Raw genomic sequence first — 17812 nt, 5'->3', positions numbered from 1 at the left:
TTACATTCGGGACGGAGTTTTTTGCAAAAAACTCCGTCCCGAATGCATTTTACCCTGTCCCTTTTCATACTTTGATAGTGTATGGAGGGAAAAAGGATGTATCGAAAGCTGAAAAATCTAGGATGTTATATAATAATTATTATATTATTGCCCTATGTTGTCACCGTATTTTTAAATGGGCCAAGCATATTACCGGACTCGGATGTGGATAATACAACAGTGAAGGTGGAAAATGTGGATAACAAAAAGACGAAGGAGCAAGAAGTTCCGATTCGGGAATATTGCATTGGTGTGATGGCACAAGAAATTCCGGGATCATATCGGGAAGAAGCGGTGAAAGCGCAGGCTGTTCTGGTACGTACGGAGGTGTATCGGAAAATTCGAGAGAATGGAAATGATACGGTCCTGGAGAATAAAGGATGGAATCAAGCACAAATGAAAAAGGTGTGGGGAGACAAGTATGGAAAATATTACAAAAAATTTCAAAATGCGTGGGAAGATACGGAAGGGAAGGTACTTTTCTATGAAAATGAATTGGCATTAACGCCATTTTTCCGTCTGAGTACGGGGTGTACCAGAGATGGAAAGGAAGTGTTGGGGAGTGAAGAGTATCCATATCTTAAGATTGTAGAATGTCCATTGGATATAGAGGCAAAAAAACAGATTCAGACGATTACAACAGAGGATTTGGATGCAGAAATTACAGCTCTTGATACAGCTGGATATGTGATGAATGTACGGGTAGGAGAGGAAAATTGGAGCGGAGAAGAATTTCGAAATACATATAATCTGGCGTCTAGTTGTTTTACACTTCAGCGTTATAATGGGAAAATGAGAATTACGACCAGAGGCATTGGACATGGACTGGGAATGAGTCAGCATACGGCAAATAAAATGGCGGAAAAGGATCAGACCTATGAAGAAATTTTGCAATATTTTTTTGAAGGAACGCAAATGAAAGAAGTTGCGGAAATATTATTGAATTCAGAATAAGCAAGTCACTATCTGGCAAAAATATAGTCAGAGGTGGTGATAAGATGAAAAAAGATCAAAGACCTTCACAGACTAAGAAGGGGGCAACCGTCGCGGCAGTGTTGTGCTTCGTGGCAGCGATCGCTATTGTAGGAACATATACATTTAACGGGTACAAACAGACTCGGAAAAACGAGCAATTGGCGCGGATGGAGGAAAAGGATCATACAAACGAGAAAACAGAAGAGGCGAATAATTTAGTGATTAGTAATGAAGATACTGATCCAGGCAGTGTTTCTGGAGAGTCTCAGCAGGCAGAAAAAAATACTCCTGAACAGCAAGGAACATCTGATTTAAGCGATGCAGGAGAGGTACAGGCACCGCAGCCTAAACCAGTTTCCGGAGGTGCATCTGCAGCAAAATTTACGGAGGACAGTAAACTTTTATGGCCGGTAGATGGAAATGTATTGATGAGCTTTAGCATGGATAAAACAGTTTATTTTTCCACATTGGATCAGTACAAATATAATCCGGCTGTTATTATTGCAGGGGCAGAGGGAGATCAAGTGATTTCTGCAACATCTGGAATTGTAAAATCTATTGATATTACGGCAGAAACAGGGACAACCGTTAATGTGGATATTGGAAATGGATATGAACTGTTCTACGGGCAGTTGAAGGAAGTTCCCGTAAAGGTTGGTGATCCGGTAGAAGCAAAGACAGTACTTGGCTATGTAAGTCAGCCGACAAAGTACTATAGTGTGGAAGGATGTAACGTGTATTTTGAAATGCGTAAAGATGGCCAGCCGGTGAATCCGGTGGAATATATGTAAATGGGGACGGAGGTTTTTTTTAAAAATCTCCGTCCCCATTTACATATTGCCCTGTCCCTAATTGACATTTAGATAGAGAATTTTATAATAGAATGTGGAAAAGGTGGATAAGGTGGTTCAAAAGAGTGGAAAAACGGAATTATACATATATGGTAAGGTGTCAGGATGGGAGCTTGTACACTGGATGGACAAATGACATAGAGCATCGAATAGAAGCACACAATTCTGGGCGTGGAGCAAAGTATACAAAAGCTAGAAGGCCAGTAAAATTGGTGTATTATGAGACATTTTTGACAAAACAGGAAGCAATGAAACGAGAGTATGAAATTAAAAGAATGACGAAAAGAGAGAAAGAAAGTTTATTGGGGACAAGGGAAAAACCAATCGGGGACGGAGTTTTTTGAAAAAACCTCCGTCCCCGATTGGTTAAAGAATAAACCGGTACATTACAATAAAGTGGCACGCGCTTCCAGCCATTACGAATAAATGGAATATTTCATGGCTTCCGAAATATTTATGCCGATTATTAAAGATAGAAAGCTTTAATGCATAAATCACTCCGCCTACGGTATATATGATTCCTCCAGCCAAGAGCCATCCGAATGCCGCAGGGGATAAGGCTTCGAGAATTTGAGGAAGAGCAAGAATACAGGTCCATCCCATACCGATATAAAGAATGGAAGACACCCATTTTGGGCAATAGACCCAAAATGCCTTGATCAGGATACCAGTAATAGCGATGCTCCATACAATTGTCAGAAGGATGATTCCAATTTTCCCTCGTAAGACCAATAGGCAAACGGGTGTATAACTTCCGGCAATTAATACGCTGATCATCATGTGATCGATTTTTTTAAGAAGCGTATTGACTTTCGGTGATTTATCAAAGGTATGATATGTTGTGCTTGCAGCATATAAAAGAATCAGGCTGGCAGCATAAATACTCATTGCAATCAGATAAAGGCGATCTGGATTTTGAGCAGCTTTTAGAAGAAGAGGCCAGGCTGCCAGAACGGCCATTATCATTCCTATGAAATGGGTAATTGCGCTGCCAGGATCCTTGATATGGATTGTCAGGTTAATTCCCCGATCAGAGTAGTCCAATAAATTTTTCATAGGCTGTTTGTTTGGTAATACAGCAATATCTTTCATGTGAAAACCTCCAATTCTTATTTTGTCTCATATTTTAGGATATGTAGATTTTTCATTTTGCATAAACAAATATCAACAATCTCATATGTAGTTTTAAAAACCATATAAAGCATATGTGTATATTACAACCAAATGGTAAGAAAATCAAGAGGAATAAACAGGATTTTATTTAAAATAAAAAGAAAGTCCTGACTTTTTATGTCAGAACTTTCTTGTAACAAACGAATTATGGTTAATGCGAATCAGTGTTAACGGTATTAATAGTTTTCTACCTTTCTTTCAAAATATGCTCTTGGGTGTGTGCATACCGGGCATATCTCAGGAGCTTCTTCTCCAATATAAATATATCCACAATTGTTACATTTCCAGCCAAGAGGGGCATTTCCTTTGAATGTTGTTCCAGATTCAAAACTTTCAAGCAGTTTACGGTAGCGTCTTTCGTGAGCAGCTTCTACTTCTGCAACGCCTTCAAATTTTTCGGCAAGTTCTTCAAATCCTTCTTCCCTTGCTTCTTTGGCCATGCGTTTATACATGTCTGTCCATTCGTAATTTTCACCTTCGGCAGCATCTTTCAAATTCTCAGCAGTATCACCAATTCCATGAAATTCCTTGAACCACATTTTTGCGTGTTCCTTTTCCTGGCTGGCAGTTTCTTCAAAAATATTTGCCATCTGGACAAATCCGGCTTTCTTGGCAGCGGATGCATAATAAGTGTATTTGTTGCGTGCCTGAGATTCTCCGGCAAACGCTTCCATCAGATTCTTTTCTGTTTTTGTTCCTGCGTATTTGGACATTGTAAAATACCTCCTTTTATTTACTGATTGAGTCTTAATACTTATATTATATCATTCTTGAAAAGACAGCTCAATCAGATGATAAAAAAGAGAACGGATTTTAAAATCCATTCTCTTTTGATTAAACGAAACGTTTTCTTATCCAAAGTATCTGTTAAGAAGTCCCTCAAATGCTTTTCCGTGACGAGCTTCGTCTCTAGCCATCTCGTGAACTGTATCGTGGATTGCATCAAGGTTTGCAGCTTTTGCTCTCTTAGCAAGATCAAACTTACCTGCTGTAGCGCCGTTCTCAGCTTCTACTCTCATTTCTAGGTTCTTCTTTGTGCTGTCTGTTACAACTTCACCAAGAAGCTCTGCAAATTTAGCAGCGTGCTCAGCTTCTTCCCAAGCAGCTTTCTCCCAGTACAGACCGATTTCTGGATATCCTTCTCTATGAGCAACTCTTGCCATAGCCAGGTACATACCTACTTCAGAACATTCTCCTTCAAAGTTAGCTCTTAAGTCAGCTAAGATGTCCTCGCTAACGCCCTGTGCAACACCTACAACGTGCTCAGCAGCCCATTCTCTTTCACCTGTCATCTCTTTGAACTTGTCAGCGCCAACTCCACATGTTGGACATTTCTCTGGTGCTGCATCTCCCTCGTGAACATAACCACATACTGTACATACAAATTTTTTCATAATAATTGTCTCCTTTTCTTATTTAAATTTTTCTTATTTTCAATACTAGTAATTGTTACTAATATTAAGTTAACACATTTTCCGCTAACTGTCAATTGTTATTTTAAATCTTTTGAAGAATTTTTCTTCAGACATTCACTGCAGGTTCCGTAGAATAAACTTGTGTGATTGTCAATGGTTCCATCAAAGTATTGATTAGCTGTCTGATTAACAGTTTCCATATATTGAGGATCCAGTTCAAGATCAAATACATTTCCGCAGGAAGTGCATACCACATGGTAGTGAGGTTCTGTCCTGCCGTCGAAACGATCCCCGCCATCAGGGGTTGCTATTTTGACAGCCTCGCCGATATCTGCTAAAAGATTTAAGTTACGGTATACAGTGCCAAGACTGATATTTGGAAATTCTTCCTTTACATGAAGATATACGCTGTCGGCCGTTGGATGTGAACGTGTTTTTGACAGATATTCTTTGATAGATTCTCGCTGTCTGCTATATTTTAAAGTTGCCACCGCAAGCCTCCTTTCAATAACAATAATTGTTACTAAAATCAGTTTACGGCAGAAGAAGACATTTGTCAATGATTAATTTTAAAATGTAACAATTTGTAACAATTAGATTGGAAAAATATGTATTTTCCTGTTGGAATATAGACGGAAATGACGATGAAAAGCATTGAAAATACGGTTGACATAGAGAGAATAGGTGGTATAATGGTTAACGTAACGCGTGTAACAATTCTGTAATATTTACAAAAGATAAGAAAACATAAAGGAGGGAGTTTATGGATTCTATTCTTAAAAAAGGATTGTTCCTGGTTACACTTACAGGATCTATTGCAGCATTTCCAGCTGTGGCAGAGGCTTCCGATCCCGCGGAAGACTATATGATGCCGCGGGTTGGAATTGAAGAGGTGCTAAGTGATTGCTACTTGTCTGAAAAAGAGATTCAAGTTGAGAATTACCTGGTGCCGTCAGAAAAGGGTGAGTATTTAGATATGGCGTTTGCCAATGTCCAGTCGTTTCTATATATAAGAAGTGAACCAACGACGGATAGTGAGTGGGTAGGAAAATTATACCCGGATAATGCAGCTAATATTCTCGGTCCCGTGGGAGAGTGGACGAAAGTTCAGTCGGGATCCGTAAGCGGTTATGTGTATTCTGATTATATAATAATAGGAAATAACGCAGAGCAGAAAGCCCGGGAAATGGTTCAGAATTCTGAGTCCGCGGCGCCGGAAGAAGCCTTTGTGTATGCGGAATCCAAAGAGGAGGAAGCAGCTCGCCTTCAGGCAGAGGCAGAAGAAGCTGCCAGAAAATTGCAGGAAGAGGCACAGGCGAAAGCAGCAACAGGACAGGCAATTGTAGATTATGCGTGTCAGTTTATCGGGAATCCCTATGTGTGGGGAGGGACAAGCTTAACGAACGGAGCGGATTGTTCGGGATTTGTCCAATCAGTATTTGCACAGTTTGGCATCAGTCTGCCCCGTACTACATGGGATATGGAGCAGGTGGGGACACCTGTAAGCTATGAGCAGGCGATTGCCGGAGATCTGATTCTCTATGATGGACATGTTGGAATCTATATGGGGAACGGACAGATTGTAAATGCAATTAACAGCGCGCGTGGAATCGGAATTCTTCCTGCCACTTACACGAACATTATTACGATAAGAAGATTGATTTAAGAAAGTACGATTTGCAGATAAAAGGACTTTTATAGAATGAGAAATTCAAAGATTTTCGGAATCTCATTTTATAATAGTCCTTTTCTAATGTCATACCATAAGGGAAAATATCTGATGAACCTTTTTGCCAGGTGAAAAAAGTTTGTCGGATGGGTGTACAAAATGTACAAATTTGTAAAAAAATGTAAAAAAGTAAAATTAGAACTTATCCAAGTTTTCCACATTGAAAAGGCGGAAAAAGGTGGAAAAAACGTTACTTTTCAAAATTTATCCACATTATCCACATAAAAGAGGTGGAAATCGGGGGATTATTCAAGGGTAAAAAAAGAACGAACGTTTTGTGAAGTTATAATAAAAATATAGTTTTGTCGAAAAAAAGCGAAAAATACATTGACATTTGAGAAGTCAAATTTATTGAATAAATTGTGTGAAAATGTTTACACAATGATAAAAAGCGATTATAATGGAAATACTGAAGAAAAGAAGGAGGTGTCATGATGGCACAGATTACCAAAAATACAACAATCGGTGAGTTAGTAAATACACATCCGGAAGTAGCTCCAATTCTTATGGAGATCGGAATGCACTGTCTGGGATGCCCTTCCGCACAGATGGAAACATTGGAAGAGGCAGCAATGGTACATGCGATAGATGCAGATCTGTTAGTTGAGAAGATCAACGCAGCTTTGAATGCTTAATTATTAGAGAATATTATATGCGGGAATAGTCCGCATAACTAAAAACGGCTGTAACCATGGAGATTTATCCAAAGGTTACAGCCGTTTTGGGTTTTGAATTTTGTTTTGCTGAAGCTTCACTATTCTTAGATAGCAGCAAGCTGTTTTACTGCATCCGCGGCAACGAGTTTCTCGCAGTGTTCTTCCAAAAAGGCAAGAACAGAGCCAGAAGACTTTTCCAATGCGCCATATTCCGACAACATATTGCAGATCCGATTAAATTCTCCGGTGGAGAGGTCTGACTGTGTCAGTGCCAGAAGATACATATCTTCGGCGGGATCTTTGTACAGTGTGTTGGAACCGGAATACATGCCGTTAAGCAGACGCGCTGCCAAAAGGACATGATCCATAGTGGTAAATGAAAACAACCGAAGAGAAGGTGCCGGAGCTTTTGGAGAAAGTTTTTTCTTTGGCTCCTGTTCCTGATTCGGTGCGTCAAATTTTTCCTTTACTTTGTCGAGCAGTTCCATTAGGCCGTCTGCTCCATCCAGTTTTACCGGAATATCTTTTTTTAGAAAATCCGGTTCGTTGCCCGGTGACGGGGCGAACTTGGAAAATCTGGTATCGAGTTCCTCAGGATCCTCGACTTTAGTAATTATCAGTACAATTGAATCGGAGGAAGCAGGAATCGCTTCGATCATCAGAGGAATATCCTCTGCTTCAAATCCAAATTCAAAAGCTGCCTGTTGCATCATATCGTGGAAAAGTGACTTTGCTTTCTCGGTTCCATAAGCAAGTTCGCTCAATTTCAGCTGGCGTTCAGCAAGATCGGCGTGTGTCAAAGTACAGCGGATCTGATTGTCATTGAGTTTTTCAATCTTCATATACATCACTTCCTTCCAACTCAGTATATCACAGCAATTACATGATGGGTAGTAAAATTATGATAAAATAAAAAAGCTAAAATAAAAAAGTGCTTGCATCCCAATATATGATTGGCTATAATTAACGTTACTAGAAGATAGTCTTCCCTGATAACTACGTTCTTAAAATAAAGGAGGGAAGAATAAAAAATTTTTTCTAAAAATACGTTTCTCAAAATAGAATCTAAATCTATAATCTATCAGTACAAATCAGAACTGCTAATCAAAAATCGCCGATTCTGGCGAAATTATCAACAAACACTGAGATGAAAAAAGAGTAACGAGACAGTCATAAGCTGTTAAATATGTAACTGGAAACCTTGTAATATGTGTATATACCGGGACTATCTTCTATACCAAAAAGCTGTAAGCAGGTACAGATTTTATCGTATCACAGCACATTTCCTTCCTGTATCTGCAAGAGTGCAGCCGTAGTTATCTGTCGGTTGGGAGGGAGGAGAAAAATGGGCAATACGTCGGATATGGAACGGATGTTTCAGGAGCTGGCGGGATACGAAAGGAAAAAGGTGAATCTTGGTATTGACCGGTTGCCTGCAAGCCCAATGCAGATTGTTCAGGCTCATATAATGAGCGAGGATACTGCTTATATGAGGGATTATGTGCTGAATGAAAATGGGGATATTATGGAGCTGTGGTTCGACGGTGTAAAAGTAAGTAAAACTTAAAAATAATAAGGAATACAAACACCCTGTAAAATCAAGAAAATGTCGAAATATATAATGACGTGTGCAGAAGCATTTGATATAATATGATCTGACAGGAGGTGCAGCATGGAAGAAAAAGATTTAAGACGCCGCACAACTTCGGATCGATCGAGAAGCGAAAACCGACCGGGGATTAAGAATAGAGGATCGGCAGAGGGACGCAACCAGGCGCCGCAGCCAGGAGCTAGAAGGCGGATTTCTGATCAGGGCGCAGGTGTAAGAAGCGGCAGAAAAATGGGAAGCCGTGAGCGTGAAACTGTGCAGAATAGGCAGAATGTTCCGGAAAGACGCCGCAAAATTTCAGATGGAAGGATGAGCGGGGCAGAGACAAAGCGTCGTATGCCGGAAGAAACCACTTCCCCTGTAGTGCGACAGAAAAAGGCTGGAAGAAAGCCGCAGTCCAAACGAAAAAGAAAGAGAAATCTGGGACTTAAGATCGCCCTCTTGATTCTATTGATTATCGCTGCAGTCATAGGAGCATTTTTGTGGAAAAGATATAGTCCGTCAAAAGAAAAATATGATTTGAACAAATATTATGGAATAGAAAATGAAAACCAATTGGCGTTAACAGTAGACAATCAGGTGGTAGAGCCGCATGGTATGATTTCAGATGGAAAGGCTTATGTCCAGTATGACGTTGTACGCAAGTATATCAACAGCCGATTCTATTGGGATCCTAACGAGAACGTATTGTTGTACATGCTTCCGAAGGATATGGTGTCTGTGGAAGTGGGCAGCAAAGATTACAATATTTCAAAAGAGAAAAAGTCGGAAGACTACGTCATTTTAAAAACCGAAGGAAGTACAGCATATATTGCACTTGATTTTATTCAGCAGTATACGGATATTGAATATGAAGTATACGAAAATCCAAGTCGTGTGGCGATAGTCACGGATTGGGATGATATTACCACTGCAGAGATAAAGAAAGACACGCAGGTTCGTTACCAGGGTGGAGTTAAGAGCCCGATTTTAACGGAACTGAAGAAAAAGGACGAAGTTACAATCGTTGAGAGCGAACAAAACTGGAAAAAGGTACGAACCAAAGATGGATTTATCGGGTATGTCAAAAACAGCACTCTGAAAAAAGAAGAGAAAAAGATGATTCAGCGGGAGTTCAAGGAGCCGGAATATACCAATATATCGAAGGATTATACCATTAATATGGCATGGCATAATGTGACGAATGAGGATGCAAATGCAGGCGTGCTGCAGATGATCGCACAGAGTAAAGGTCTGACGACCATTGTGCCGACATGGTTCCATGTAGCGGATGTAAAAGGCGGTCTGGAATCCATTGCTTCAGCAGATTATGTAAATTATGCAAAACAGGCTGGAATTGAAGTGTGGGCAGCGATTCGAGATTTTGACGGAGGAATTAACTCTTATGAGGAATCTTATGAGCTTTTGAGTCACACATCGAGCCGGGAGAATTTGATTAATCAGTTGATTGCAGAAGCGCTCCGAGTAGGCATTGCTGGAATTAATGTCGATTTTGAGAAGATTTCAGAAGAATGCGGAGAGCATTATATCGAGTTTATCCGAGAATTGTCTGTCAGATGCAGACAGAATGGAATTATCCTTTCTGTAGACAACTATGTTCCGAAGGGATATAACATGCAGTATGACCGTAAGGAGCAGGGAATTGTTGCAGATTATGTAATTATTATGGGATATGATGAGCATTTTGCAGGCTCGAAAGAAGCAGGACCGGTATCTTCTTACAACTTTGTAAAAGAAGGAATTGAAGAAACATTAAAAGAGGTCCCGGCTGAAAAGGTGATCAGCGGTATTCCATTCTTTACCAGATTGTGGAAGGAGATTCCTAAGACACAGGAGGAACTGAACAATCAGGCAGGAACAGAAGATGCAGAGTATCCAATGAAAGTGGAGAGTGAAGCGCTTGGAATGACAAGTGCAAGCGAACGAATTGCTCAGGCGGGTGTAGAGACAACCTGGGATGAAGAAGCGCAGCAGAATTACGCGGTTTGGACGGTTGAGAACGAGACTTATAAGATTTGGCTAGAGGATGCACAGTCGATTGAACCGAAGCTTCAGCTTATGAAAGATCACCAGCTTGCCGGAACAGCAGCGTGGGCGCTGGGGCAGGAGAGCAGTGATATTTGGAACCTGATCCAAAAATATGTAAATTAGGGAATGAACAAAATAACGTCCATAAAAGGCTCCGGACAGTCATATATTAGACTGTCCGGAGCTTTTCATATCTTTCTTTTACTGGTGTTAATCGGAGTATGTGGATAGGGGAAGTGGAGACAAAACAAAAATTAGGAAGGGGTGTTGTTCCATGAAAAAGGCAGAGCTTCTTATTTTGCTCCTGCTCCTTGCAGGCCTGTTAGTTTTTGGGAAAAATCTTGAAAAGCAGGTCTCTTCATCAGCGGTTATTGCGGAGCAGACGGATGGACAAAAGGCAGAGAAGAAGATGACACGTCGGGGAGAAGGAAAGACGGTGGTACTGGATCCGGGGCATGGAGGAAATGATCCGGGAAAGGTTGGCGCTAATTCTGTTAAGGAGAAGGATGTTAATTTACAGATTGCAATGAAAACGAAAAAGTTGCTGGAAAACGAAGGGGTTCGTGTGATTATGACACGGGATAAGGATCAGGATCTCGCAGGGGACTCGGATCACAATAGAAAAGTACAGGATATGAAAGCGCGGGTGAAACTGATTAATGACGCAATGCCGGCTCTTACGGTCAGCATTCATCAAAATAGTTATCAGGATCCGGCGGTAAAGGGAGCGCAGGTGTTTTACTATTCGCATTCTAAAGAAGCGGAGCGGGCAGCAGAAATCCTAAAGCAGGCATTATTAACGGTAGAGGAGAGTGGAACCAGGGAAAAGAAAGCAGCAGATTCTTATTATCTGTTAAAAAAGACGGAAGTTCCGGTTGTCATTGTAGAATGTGGATTTTTAAGTAATCCTGAGGAAGCAAAAAGGCTTACGGATTCTGCTTATCAGAAAGAACTAGCAAAAGCAGTGGCGAAAGGAATCCTAACTTGTCTGAATGAATAGAGTGTAGTATAATATAACGCATGAAAACAAAAGTAGAAAAAATAAATAAAAACCAGATAAATACAGATATTATTGAGGAAGCAGGTAAAATTCTGAAAGAAGGCGGTTTGGTGGCATTTCCGACAGAGACGGTGTATGGACTGGGTGCAGATGCGCTGAATGAGGAGGCAGCAAAGAAGATTTATGAAGCAAAAGGACGGCCGTCTGACAATCCGCTGATTGTTCATGTCGCAGACTTGGAAGCGTTAGATGGGATTACAGCATCAATTCCGTCTTGTACAAAGAAGATTGCAGAAGCTTATTGGCCGGGGCCCCTGACTATGATTTTCGAAAAGAATGACAGGGTGCCTTACGGAACGACAGGAGGACTTGAAACGGTTGCTGTGCGAATGCCGGATCACGACGTGGCAAGGGCTCTGATTCGTGCCGGCGGAGGTTATATTGCAGCGCCGAGTGCAAACACATCCGGGCGTCCAAGTCCGACGAAAGCAAGCCATGTGAAAGAAGATTTGGATGGAAGAATTGAGATGATTATTGATGGCGGAGATTCCAAAATCGGAGTGGAGTCTACGATTTTGGATATGACCGTGTTTCCTCCGATGATTCTGCGTCCGGGAGCAGTGACAAGGGAAATGTTAGAAGAGCTGATCGGAGATGTGGACGTGGACAAGACTTTGATCTCTTCCGACAGTAAGCTGGCTCCGAAAGCGCCGGGAATGAAGTACCGTCATTATGCACCTAAGGCGGATCTGACTGTGGTGGAAGGCAGTACGGAAGCTGTAGTTGCGGAGATTAACAGAATGGCTGCTGAGAAGATCCGGGAAGGATTTCAGGTTGGAATTATTGGAACCAAAGAGACGGTTGACAGGTATCAGGCAGGAGATATTAAAAGTATCGGAACCCGTGAGGATGAGCGGACGATCGCTAGTCATTTATATGGAATTTTAAGAGAATTTGATGACGATGAGGTCAATTATATTTTCAGCGAGGCGTTTGCAGGAGAAGGAATTGGAAGCGCAATTATGAACCGACTTTTGAAGGCGGCAGGACACCGGGTAATCCGGGTATGATATAAAAAAACAACGAAAGACATAACCAACAAGGAGGAAAAAAGATGTCAGAAGTACACGTTATGGATCATCCATTGATTCAGCACAAAATTGGGGTAATTAGAAGAAAGGATATCGGCTCTAGAGATTTTCGTGCCATGATCGGCGAAATTGCCGCATTTATGTGCTATGAAGCGACCAGAGATCTGAAGCTTCAGGATGTGGAGATTGAGACGCCGATCTGTAAGACGGTTGTGAAAGAACTTAGCGGCAAGAAGATGGCAATTGTTCCGATTCTGCGAGCAGGAATTGGAATGGTGGATGGAATTTTAAATATGATTCCGGCAGCAAAGGTGGGACACATTGGACTGTATCGAGACCCTGAGACATTTGAGCCAGTAGAATATTTCTGCAAGCTTCCGGCAGACTGCGGGGAAAGAGAAGTATTTGTGGTAGACCCAATGCTGGCAACAGGAGGTTCCTGCTCTGCAGCGATTCAGATGCTGAAGGATAAAGGGGTGAAAAATATCCGTTTTATGTGTATTATTGCAGCTCCGGAGGGAGTGGCAAGAATGCAGGAAGAGCACCCGGATGTAGATCTTTATATCGGAGCTCTGGATGATCATTTGGATGAACACAAGTATATCGTTCCGGGGCTTGGAGATGCAGGAGACCGAATTTTCGGAACCAAATAGCGAGAGCTTAAGCGGTGGAAAGGACTGTCATATGGGGAATAAAAGAGAAGATTATATAAGCTGGGATGAATATTTTATGGGGGTTGCGATTCTGTCAGGACTTCGGTCTAAGGATCCGAATACACAGGTGGGTTGTTGTATTGTCAGCCAGGATAATAAAATTTTATCAATGGGATATAATGGTCTTCCGAAGGGCTGTTCAGACGATGAATTTCCGTGGCGGCGGGATGGGGAAGACCCGCTGGAGACCAAATATGTCTATACGGTGCATAGTGAGCTGAATGCGATTTTGAATTACCGAGGGGGCAGTCTTGAAGGCGCTAAATTGTATGTGTCGCTGTTCCCGTGTAATGAGTGTGCGAAAGCGATTATTCAAAGCGGAATTAAAGAAGTGATTTATGACAGCAATAAGTACGAAGATTCTACAGCAGTGAAGGCGTCTATGCGGATGTTCGATGCTGCAGGGGTGCGTTATCATCAGTATCACCGGACAGATCGGGAGATTACGATACGCTTATAGAAAAAGGCATTGTAGTACAGATAGAAAAAGGACAGCAGTACCAAAGAAGTTACAGGTGCTGCTGTCTTTTTTCTATTTCATATCAGTTTTGCCTGGCGCAGAAGGAAACGATAACGTTTCCATGCAGCGTTTCCGAGATAAATATAGCAGTCGATCAGATCAGGGTCGGAAGCGTTTTGGAAATTTTGCCAGGCATTTTCAAAGTCCTGTCTTGCCCGTATAATCTCTTCGGACAAGGTGTTTTGTTCAGGGTCAAACGACAGGCGTTTGTAAATATCGGCTTCTGCAGTGGCATTTCGTTCAAATAATCTCATGGGGCTCCTCCGTTTTCATTGTTATCTTTTTCCTAGTATAAGCAGATGTCAGGAATAAAATACTCGTATTTATGATATATATGATAAAGAAAAGTCAGGAATATAACGGCTGGGAATCGAGGAAAAAGAGGGGGATTAGGGGGAATGGAATCAGAAGGAAGAAGACTTGGGCAGATCTTGGTAAACTTTTTTGTGCGGGCAGTTTTGGGAATGGCATTGATCTTTTTTGTAAATGAATTGCTAAAAAGTCAGGGAATTTCCGTGCGAGTTGGGATGAATGTTCTTACGTTATTGACATCTGGAATCTTCGGAATTCCTGGGGTTGCCCTGCTATATGGGATTTGTTTTTTTAAAATTCTGTAAAGGTTGCACAAAGTTTGGGAGATTCTAAAAATGGGCTGGACAAAGGAGAAGGTGGAGGGTATAATCGTCCTACAAGTTGCAGATGGCATCTTGTATCTGAAACTCTAATTTCGTGATAATTCAATTTTTCAAAGTCAGATCGACAAATAATCACAATGTATGAATGAGTAAAGAAAGAGCAACAGTTAAAAGAACAAAAGATGGAACAGGAGGGAGTCTATGTGGGAAGCAGGAATCTTGTAATCTGTGACAGGGAACAGGAATATGCGGCTGCCTTTGCCGCTTATTTGTTAAAAAAACAGGAGCTTGCATTACAGGTACAGGTGTGCCAGAGCCTGGAGCAAGTAAAGCGTATTCGGGAGAAAAGTGAAATTCAGGTATTGCTTCTTAGCGAGGATTATTCGGAAGAAGAGAGGAACTCTATCGATGCGGAACAGGTCTTTATCCTGACGGAGAGAGCTGGGGGAAGGCAGATAAGCCGAGAGGGAGCAGATTCCGCTTTGGAAATTTACCGCTATCAATCTGCAGAGATGATTTTGGCGGAGATTTTTGGGAAATGCAGTGAAAGAGAGGCATTTGACGGATTGTTTTTCACGAAGGTGCGGACGCAAAAAATGGAAATTATAGGAGTGTTTTCGCCTTGTCATCGATGTGGAAAGACAAGATATGCATTGGAACTGGGGAAGAAACTGGCGTCAGAGGCCAATGTGTTGTATCTGAATATGGAGGTTTACGGAGGGATAGGAGGTTATTTTTCAGAAGAAGGACCGACTATTGCAGACGCCTTGTATTACGCACGGCAGGAAAAACAGGATCTTGGGGTGATTCTGACAACGCTTGTGACGCATATGGGAGAGATGGATTATCTTCTTCCTGTAAAAGTATCGGAAGATCTGAAGGGAGTTACTGGGGAGGACTGGATTGATTTGCTGCGTCAGATTGCGCAGTGCGGACTTTATGATGTGTTGATTCTAGATCTAGATGAAGGGCTTCAGGAGGTGTATCAGATCTTAAGTTTCTGCACACAGGTACAGGTGATAGAGCTTTCGGATCCTGTGTCTCAGGCAAAATTGCTTCAGTTTGATCGGGAGCTTCATCTGCTGGGATACGAGGATGTCAGAAGGAAGCTGACCAGACAGGAGGGACACGCATGATTTTGGCGGAGCAGCTGCATGCCAGAATCCTGGAGGAACTGGATTTGACCAGAGAAATCGAAGATGAGGAGTTGACACAGCTGATTTATCGAGTGCTAAACGAGGCATCGCAGCAGGAGTATCTTCCGTTGGCACAGAAGACGGCGCTTGGGAAGGAATTATTTAATGCCTTTCGAAAGCTGGATCTTTTGGAAGAGTTTTTGGAAGATGATGAAATTACAGAGGTAATGATCAATGGAACAGAGGCGATTTTTTATGAACGAGGAGGCAGACTTTATCAGTCAGAAAAGCGGTTTTTATCTAGGGAAAAGTTAGAGGATGTAGTTCAGCAGATTGTGGCAGGCTCCAATCGTCTGGTGAATGAGGCATCCCCTATCGTGGATGCAAGGCTTCCGGATGGATCACGAGTGAATGTGGTGCTGGATCCGATTGCCATTAATGGTCCGATTGTTACGATTCGAAAATTTTCAAAAGAAGGGATTACCATGCAGCAGTTGATTGCTTGGAAGTCTATCAGTGAAGAGGTGTCCGATTTTCTAGCCATACTCGTGGCAGCCGGATACAACATCTTTATCAGTGGGGGAACCGGTTCTGGTAAAACCACTTTTCTCAATGCACTATCGCAATATATACCCAAGGATGAACGAATTATTACAATTGAAGACAATGCAGAACTGCAGATTCGGGATGTTCCGAATCTGGTACGTCTAGAGGCAAGAAATGCTAATGTAGAAGGAGGCGGAGCGGTCACCATCCGTGATCTTATTAAATCAGCTCTTCGGATGCGGCCAGATCGGATTATCGTCGGAGAAGTAAGATCGGCAGAGGCAATCGACATGCTGCAGGCGTTTATATGTACTATATAACAATTATATATATAACGTATATAAGGATGGAAAATATAGATTAGAGGGAAGGCATAGGAACGATATGAACATTAAGTATAGGTTATTGTGTAAAAGGTTAATAGAGGAAAGGAAGAGAGTAGGTGTCATTCAATATTATAATGTACTGTTCATAATGGAGTTATTGTCAGATAAAGACATATGGTTTTTAGAACAGTGGGTGAACGGTATAAGTAACATATATATGAAGGATATACATAACTGGTGTAGAATGCATTTTGTTAAATATCACACTGTATTTGTTTACAGGAAAGAGTATCCGGTAAAAGCAAATATTTGGAATGGATATTCATATATAAGGTGGCGGATGGAGCGGATGATGAATTTGGAATAAGATAAAATAGTGCTTGCATGAAAGGGAGTCTTAGAGTAGGGTATTCTTTTGAAAGTATGGATAGAACGAAGGCTGAAGGCTCTGCGCTATTCGTTTGGCAGAGCCTGAGTATTGTCCTGATCCGTAGAAAATAAATCTAACTGACCTTCTGGAGTGGAACTTTGACCGGATTCATCTTCAGTTGATTGTTCTCTTTTTTTGGGTGTTTTATGAGTGTATAATTTCTCAAAAGGAAGTGAATACTTGGATTTTTTATTGTATTCTAGTAAAAGAGCTTCTGCAAACCCTAATGAACCGGCACGACGTTCTCTGGCAGTACGACTGATTTCTCTGACAGAGACACGTCCTACTTTTTCTTTAAATGTGTCATCTTTCATTGTTTCTCCATAAGCATTATCCAGACGGGCAATAGCATTAAGCATATTGGAGCTAAAGGACATAGGCGCGCCTTCCCATGTGGCAACGCAAAGGCGTAAAACACGATCAAGAGTGTGAAAACCATATTTTTCATAGATATTAATTAAAGTGGATACAGCACATATACCTCCGGGGCGAGAGGAAGAAGTAATAGAGAGATCATATGATTCAACAAGGTCACGAATAATAAGTTCTCTATCATTACCAGCTTCAATATTAGCCATGAATATTTCATAAGGTAGTAACGATTTGACATATTTCATCTGATTTGCAAAAATATCTGCTTCTTGAGTGTAAACAAGATCATCATAAACCATGCACCAGACAGGAGTTTCTCTTGATCCAGAGACGAGAGCGACAATTTCTATAGTGTGTTGTCCGTTGAACACATAATTTATCCCATCACGTCTACTTACTTTTACAGGGTTTATCTGATAAAGGTCAAAATTAGCTGCAGCACGCTGAACGTGTTTGATAGAAAGATTACGTTGGTAATCTTGATTTGAACATAAATTTTTAATAGGTATTTGCTCAAAATGCACTTGGGGAACAAACTTTTGTAAATCTTCGGTATTTCCATCCATAA

General features: G+C 41.3%; 20 protein-coding genes and 1 pseudogene. 14 read left to right on the top strand and 7 right to left on the bottom strand.

Features of this window, described 5'->3' with window-relative positions; all coding sequences use genetic code 11:
• Positions 1-96 precede the first annotated feature (96 nt).
• The 3 genes from WKT00_RS08430 to WKT00_RS08420 all read left to right on the top strand — a co-directional run bounded on the left by WKT00_RS08430 (position 97) and on the right by WKT00_RS08420 (position 2209).
• Entirely contained in the window at positions 97-993 is an 897-nt protein-coding gene (locus WKT00_RS08430; protein ID WP_101695272.1) for a SpoIID/LytB domain-containing protein, read from the top strand.
• Between the two features lie 44 nt (positions 994-1037).
• The gene (locus tag WKT00_RS08425) at positions 1038-1805 is read left to right on the top strand and encodes a murein hydrolase activator EnvC family protein (protein WP_173814838.1); all 768 of its coding nucleotides are present in this window, start codon (positions 1038-1040) and stop codon (positions 1803-1805) included.
• Positions 1806-1897: 92 nt separating this feature from the next.
• Positions 1898-2209 carry a GIY-YIG nuclease family protein gene (locus WKT00_RS08420; protein WP_101695270.1) on the top strand — a complete coding sequence of 104 codons (312 nt, stop codon included), beginning with the start codon at positions 1898-1900 and terminating at the stop codon, positions 2207-2209.
• A gap of 22 nt (positions 2210-2231) precedes the next feature.
• Here WKT00_RS08420 and trhA read toward each other — a convergent pair whose 3' ends face one another.
• From trhA to WKT00_RS08400, 4 genes are all read right to left on the bottom strand, one after another.
• Entirely contained in the window at positions 2232-2921 is a 690-nt protein-coding gene (gene trhA, locus WKT00_RS08415) for a PAQR family membrane homeostasis protein TrhA (protein ID WP_173814864.1), read from the bottom strand.
• A gap of 293 nt (positions 2922-3214) precedes the next feature.
• Positions 3215-3751 carry a rubrerythrin gene (gene rbr / locus WKT00_RS08410; RefSeq protein ID WP_101695269.1) on the bottom strand — a complete coding sequence of 179 codons (537 nt, stop codon included), beginning with the start codon at positions 3749-3751 and terminating at the stop codon, positions 3215-3217.
• Between the two features lie 138 nt (positions 3752-3889).
• Positions 3890-4432, bottom strand: coding sequence for an NADH peroxidase (locus WKT00_RS08405; protein ID WP_101695268.1), 543 nt, complete (start codon positions 4430-4432; stop codon positions 3890-3892).
• Between the two features lie 98 nt (positions 4433-4530).
• Entirely contained in the window at positions 4531-4944 is a 414-nt protein-coding gene (locus WKT00_RS08400; protein ID WP_340262951.1) for a Fur family transcriptional regulator, read from the bottom strand.
• A gap of 272 nt (positions 4945-5216) precedes the next feature.
• Between WKT00_RS08400 and WKT00_RS08395 the strand changes: the two genes are divergently transcribed.
• Together WKT00_RS08395 and WKT00_RS08390 are read left to right on the top strand one after the other, a co-directional pair.
• Positions 5217-6119, top strand: coding sequence for a C40 family peptidase (locus tag WKT00_RS08395; protein ID WP_173814837.1), 903 nt, complete (start codon positions 5217-5219; stop codon positions 6117-6119).
• A 497-nt stretch (positions 6120-6616) separates the two neighbouring features.
• Positions 6617-6817 carry a DUF1858 domain-containing protein gene (locus WKT00_RS08390; RefSeq protein WP_101695265.1) on the top strand — a complete coding sequence of 67 codons (201 nt, stop codon included), beginning with the start codon at positions 6617-6619 and terminating at the stop codon, positions 6815-6817.
• A gap of 125 nt (positions 6818-6942) precedes the next feature.
• Here WKT00_RS08390 and WKT00_RS08385 read toward each other — a convergent pair whose 3' ends face one another.
• Positions 6943-7680 (bottom strand): adaptor protein MecA, encoded by a 738-nt coding sequence (locus WKT00_RS08385; protein ID WP_173814836.1) that lies wholly within the window; start codon positions 7678-7680, stop codon positions 6943-6945.
• 503 nt (positions 7681-8183) lie between these two features.
• Here WKT00_RS08385 and WKT00_RS08380 point away from each other — a divergent pair.
• The 6 genes from WKT00_RS08380 (at position 8184) to WKT00_RS08355 (ending at position 13739) form a co-directional block, all read left to right on the top strand.
• Entirely contained in the window at positions 8184-8405 is a 222-nt protein-coding gene (locus WKT00_RS08380; protein ID WP_101695263.1) for a hypothetical protein, read from the top strand.
• A gap of 273 nt (positions 8406-8678) precedes the next feature.
• Entirely contained in the window at positions 8679-10598 is a 1920-nt protein-coding gene (locus WKT00_RS08375; protein ID WP_408608327.1) for a glycosyl hydrolase family 18 protein, read from the top strand.
• Between the two features lie 151 nt (positions 10599-10749).
• The gene (locus tag WKT00_RS08370; protein WP_101695261.1) at positions 10750-11475 is read left to right on the top strand and encodes an N-acetylmuramoyl-L-alanine amidase family protein; all 726 of its coding nucleotides are present in this window, start codon (positions 10750-10752) and stop codon (positions 11473-11475) included.
• A gap of 20 nt (positions 11476-11495) precedes the next feature.
• Entirely contained in the window at positions 11496-12545 is a 1050-nt protein-coding gene (locus tag WKT00_RS08365; protein ID WP_101695260.1) for an L-threonylcarbamoyladenylate synthase, read from the top strand.
• Between the two features lie 44 nt (positions 12546-12589).
• Complete coding sequence (gene upp / locus WKT00_RS08360; RefSeq protein ID WP_101695259.1) at positions 12590-13219, top strand: uracil phosphoribosyltransferase; 630 nt, start codon at positions 12590-12592, stop codon at positions 13217-13219.
• Positions 13220-13250: 31 nt separating this feature from the next.
• The gene (locus WKT00_RS08355) at positions 13251-13739 is read left to right on the top strand and encodes a deaminase (RefSeq protein ID WP_101695258.1); all 489 of its coding nucleotides are present in this window, start codon (positions 13251-13253) and stop codon (positions 13737-13739) included.
• 77 nt (positions 13740-13816) lie between these two features.
• Here the strand turns inward: WKT00_RS08355 and WKT00_RS08350 are convergent, their stop codons facing one another.
• On the bottom strand, positions 13817-14053 hold the full coding sequence (locus tag WKT00_RS08350) for a DUF2508 family protein (protein WP_101695257.1): 237 nt from the start codon (positions 14051-14053) through the stop codon (positions 13817-13819).
• Positions 14054-14197: 144 nt separating this feature from the next.
• Between WKT00_RS08350 and WKT00_RS08345 the strand changes: the two genes are divergently transcribed.
• The 3 genes and pseudogenes from WKT00_RS08345 to WKT00_RS08335 all read left to right on the top strand — a co-directional run.
• The gene (locus tag WKT00_RS08345; protein WP_101695256.1) at positions 14198-14416 is read left to right on the top strand and encodes a pro-sigmaK processing inhibitor BofA family protein; all 219 of its coding nucleotides are present in this window, start codon (positions 14198-14200) and stop codon (positions 14414-14416) included.
• Between the two features lie 221 nt (positions 14417-14637).
• A complete protein-coding gene (locus tag WKT00_RS08340) occupies positions 14638-15570 on the top strand; it encodes a hypothetical protein (protein WP_101695255.1) in 933 nt (310 codons plus the stop codon).
• Positions 15567-16418 (top strand): annotated as a pseudogene (locus WKT00_RS08335) (CpaF family protein); the annotation flags it as partial. The gene WKT00_RS08340 and the pseudogene WKT00_RS08335, both read left to right, overlap by 4 nt.
• A 477-nt stretch (positions 16419-16895) precedes the next feature.
• On the opposite strand, the gene WKT00_RS08330 reads toward WKT00_RS08335, so the two are convergent.
• A complete protein-coding gene (locus WKT00_RS08330) occupies positions 16896-17810 on the bottom strand; it encodes a DUF6551 family protein (protein ID WP_117592861.1) in 915 nt (304 codons plus the stop codon).
• Positions 17811-17812 lie beyond the last annotated feature (2 nt).

The sequence above is a fragment of the Dorea sp. ICN-14282 genome, assembly GCF_037890115.1.
Classification (GTDB): Bacteria; Bacillota; Clostridia; order Lachnospirales; family Lachnospiraceae; genus Dorea_B; species Dorea_B phocaeensis.
Note: the sequence above shows the minus strand (reverse complement) of the source record. Positions and strands in the feature narration are given on the sequence as shown.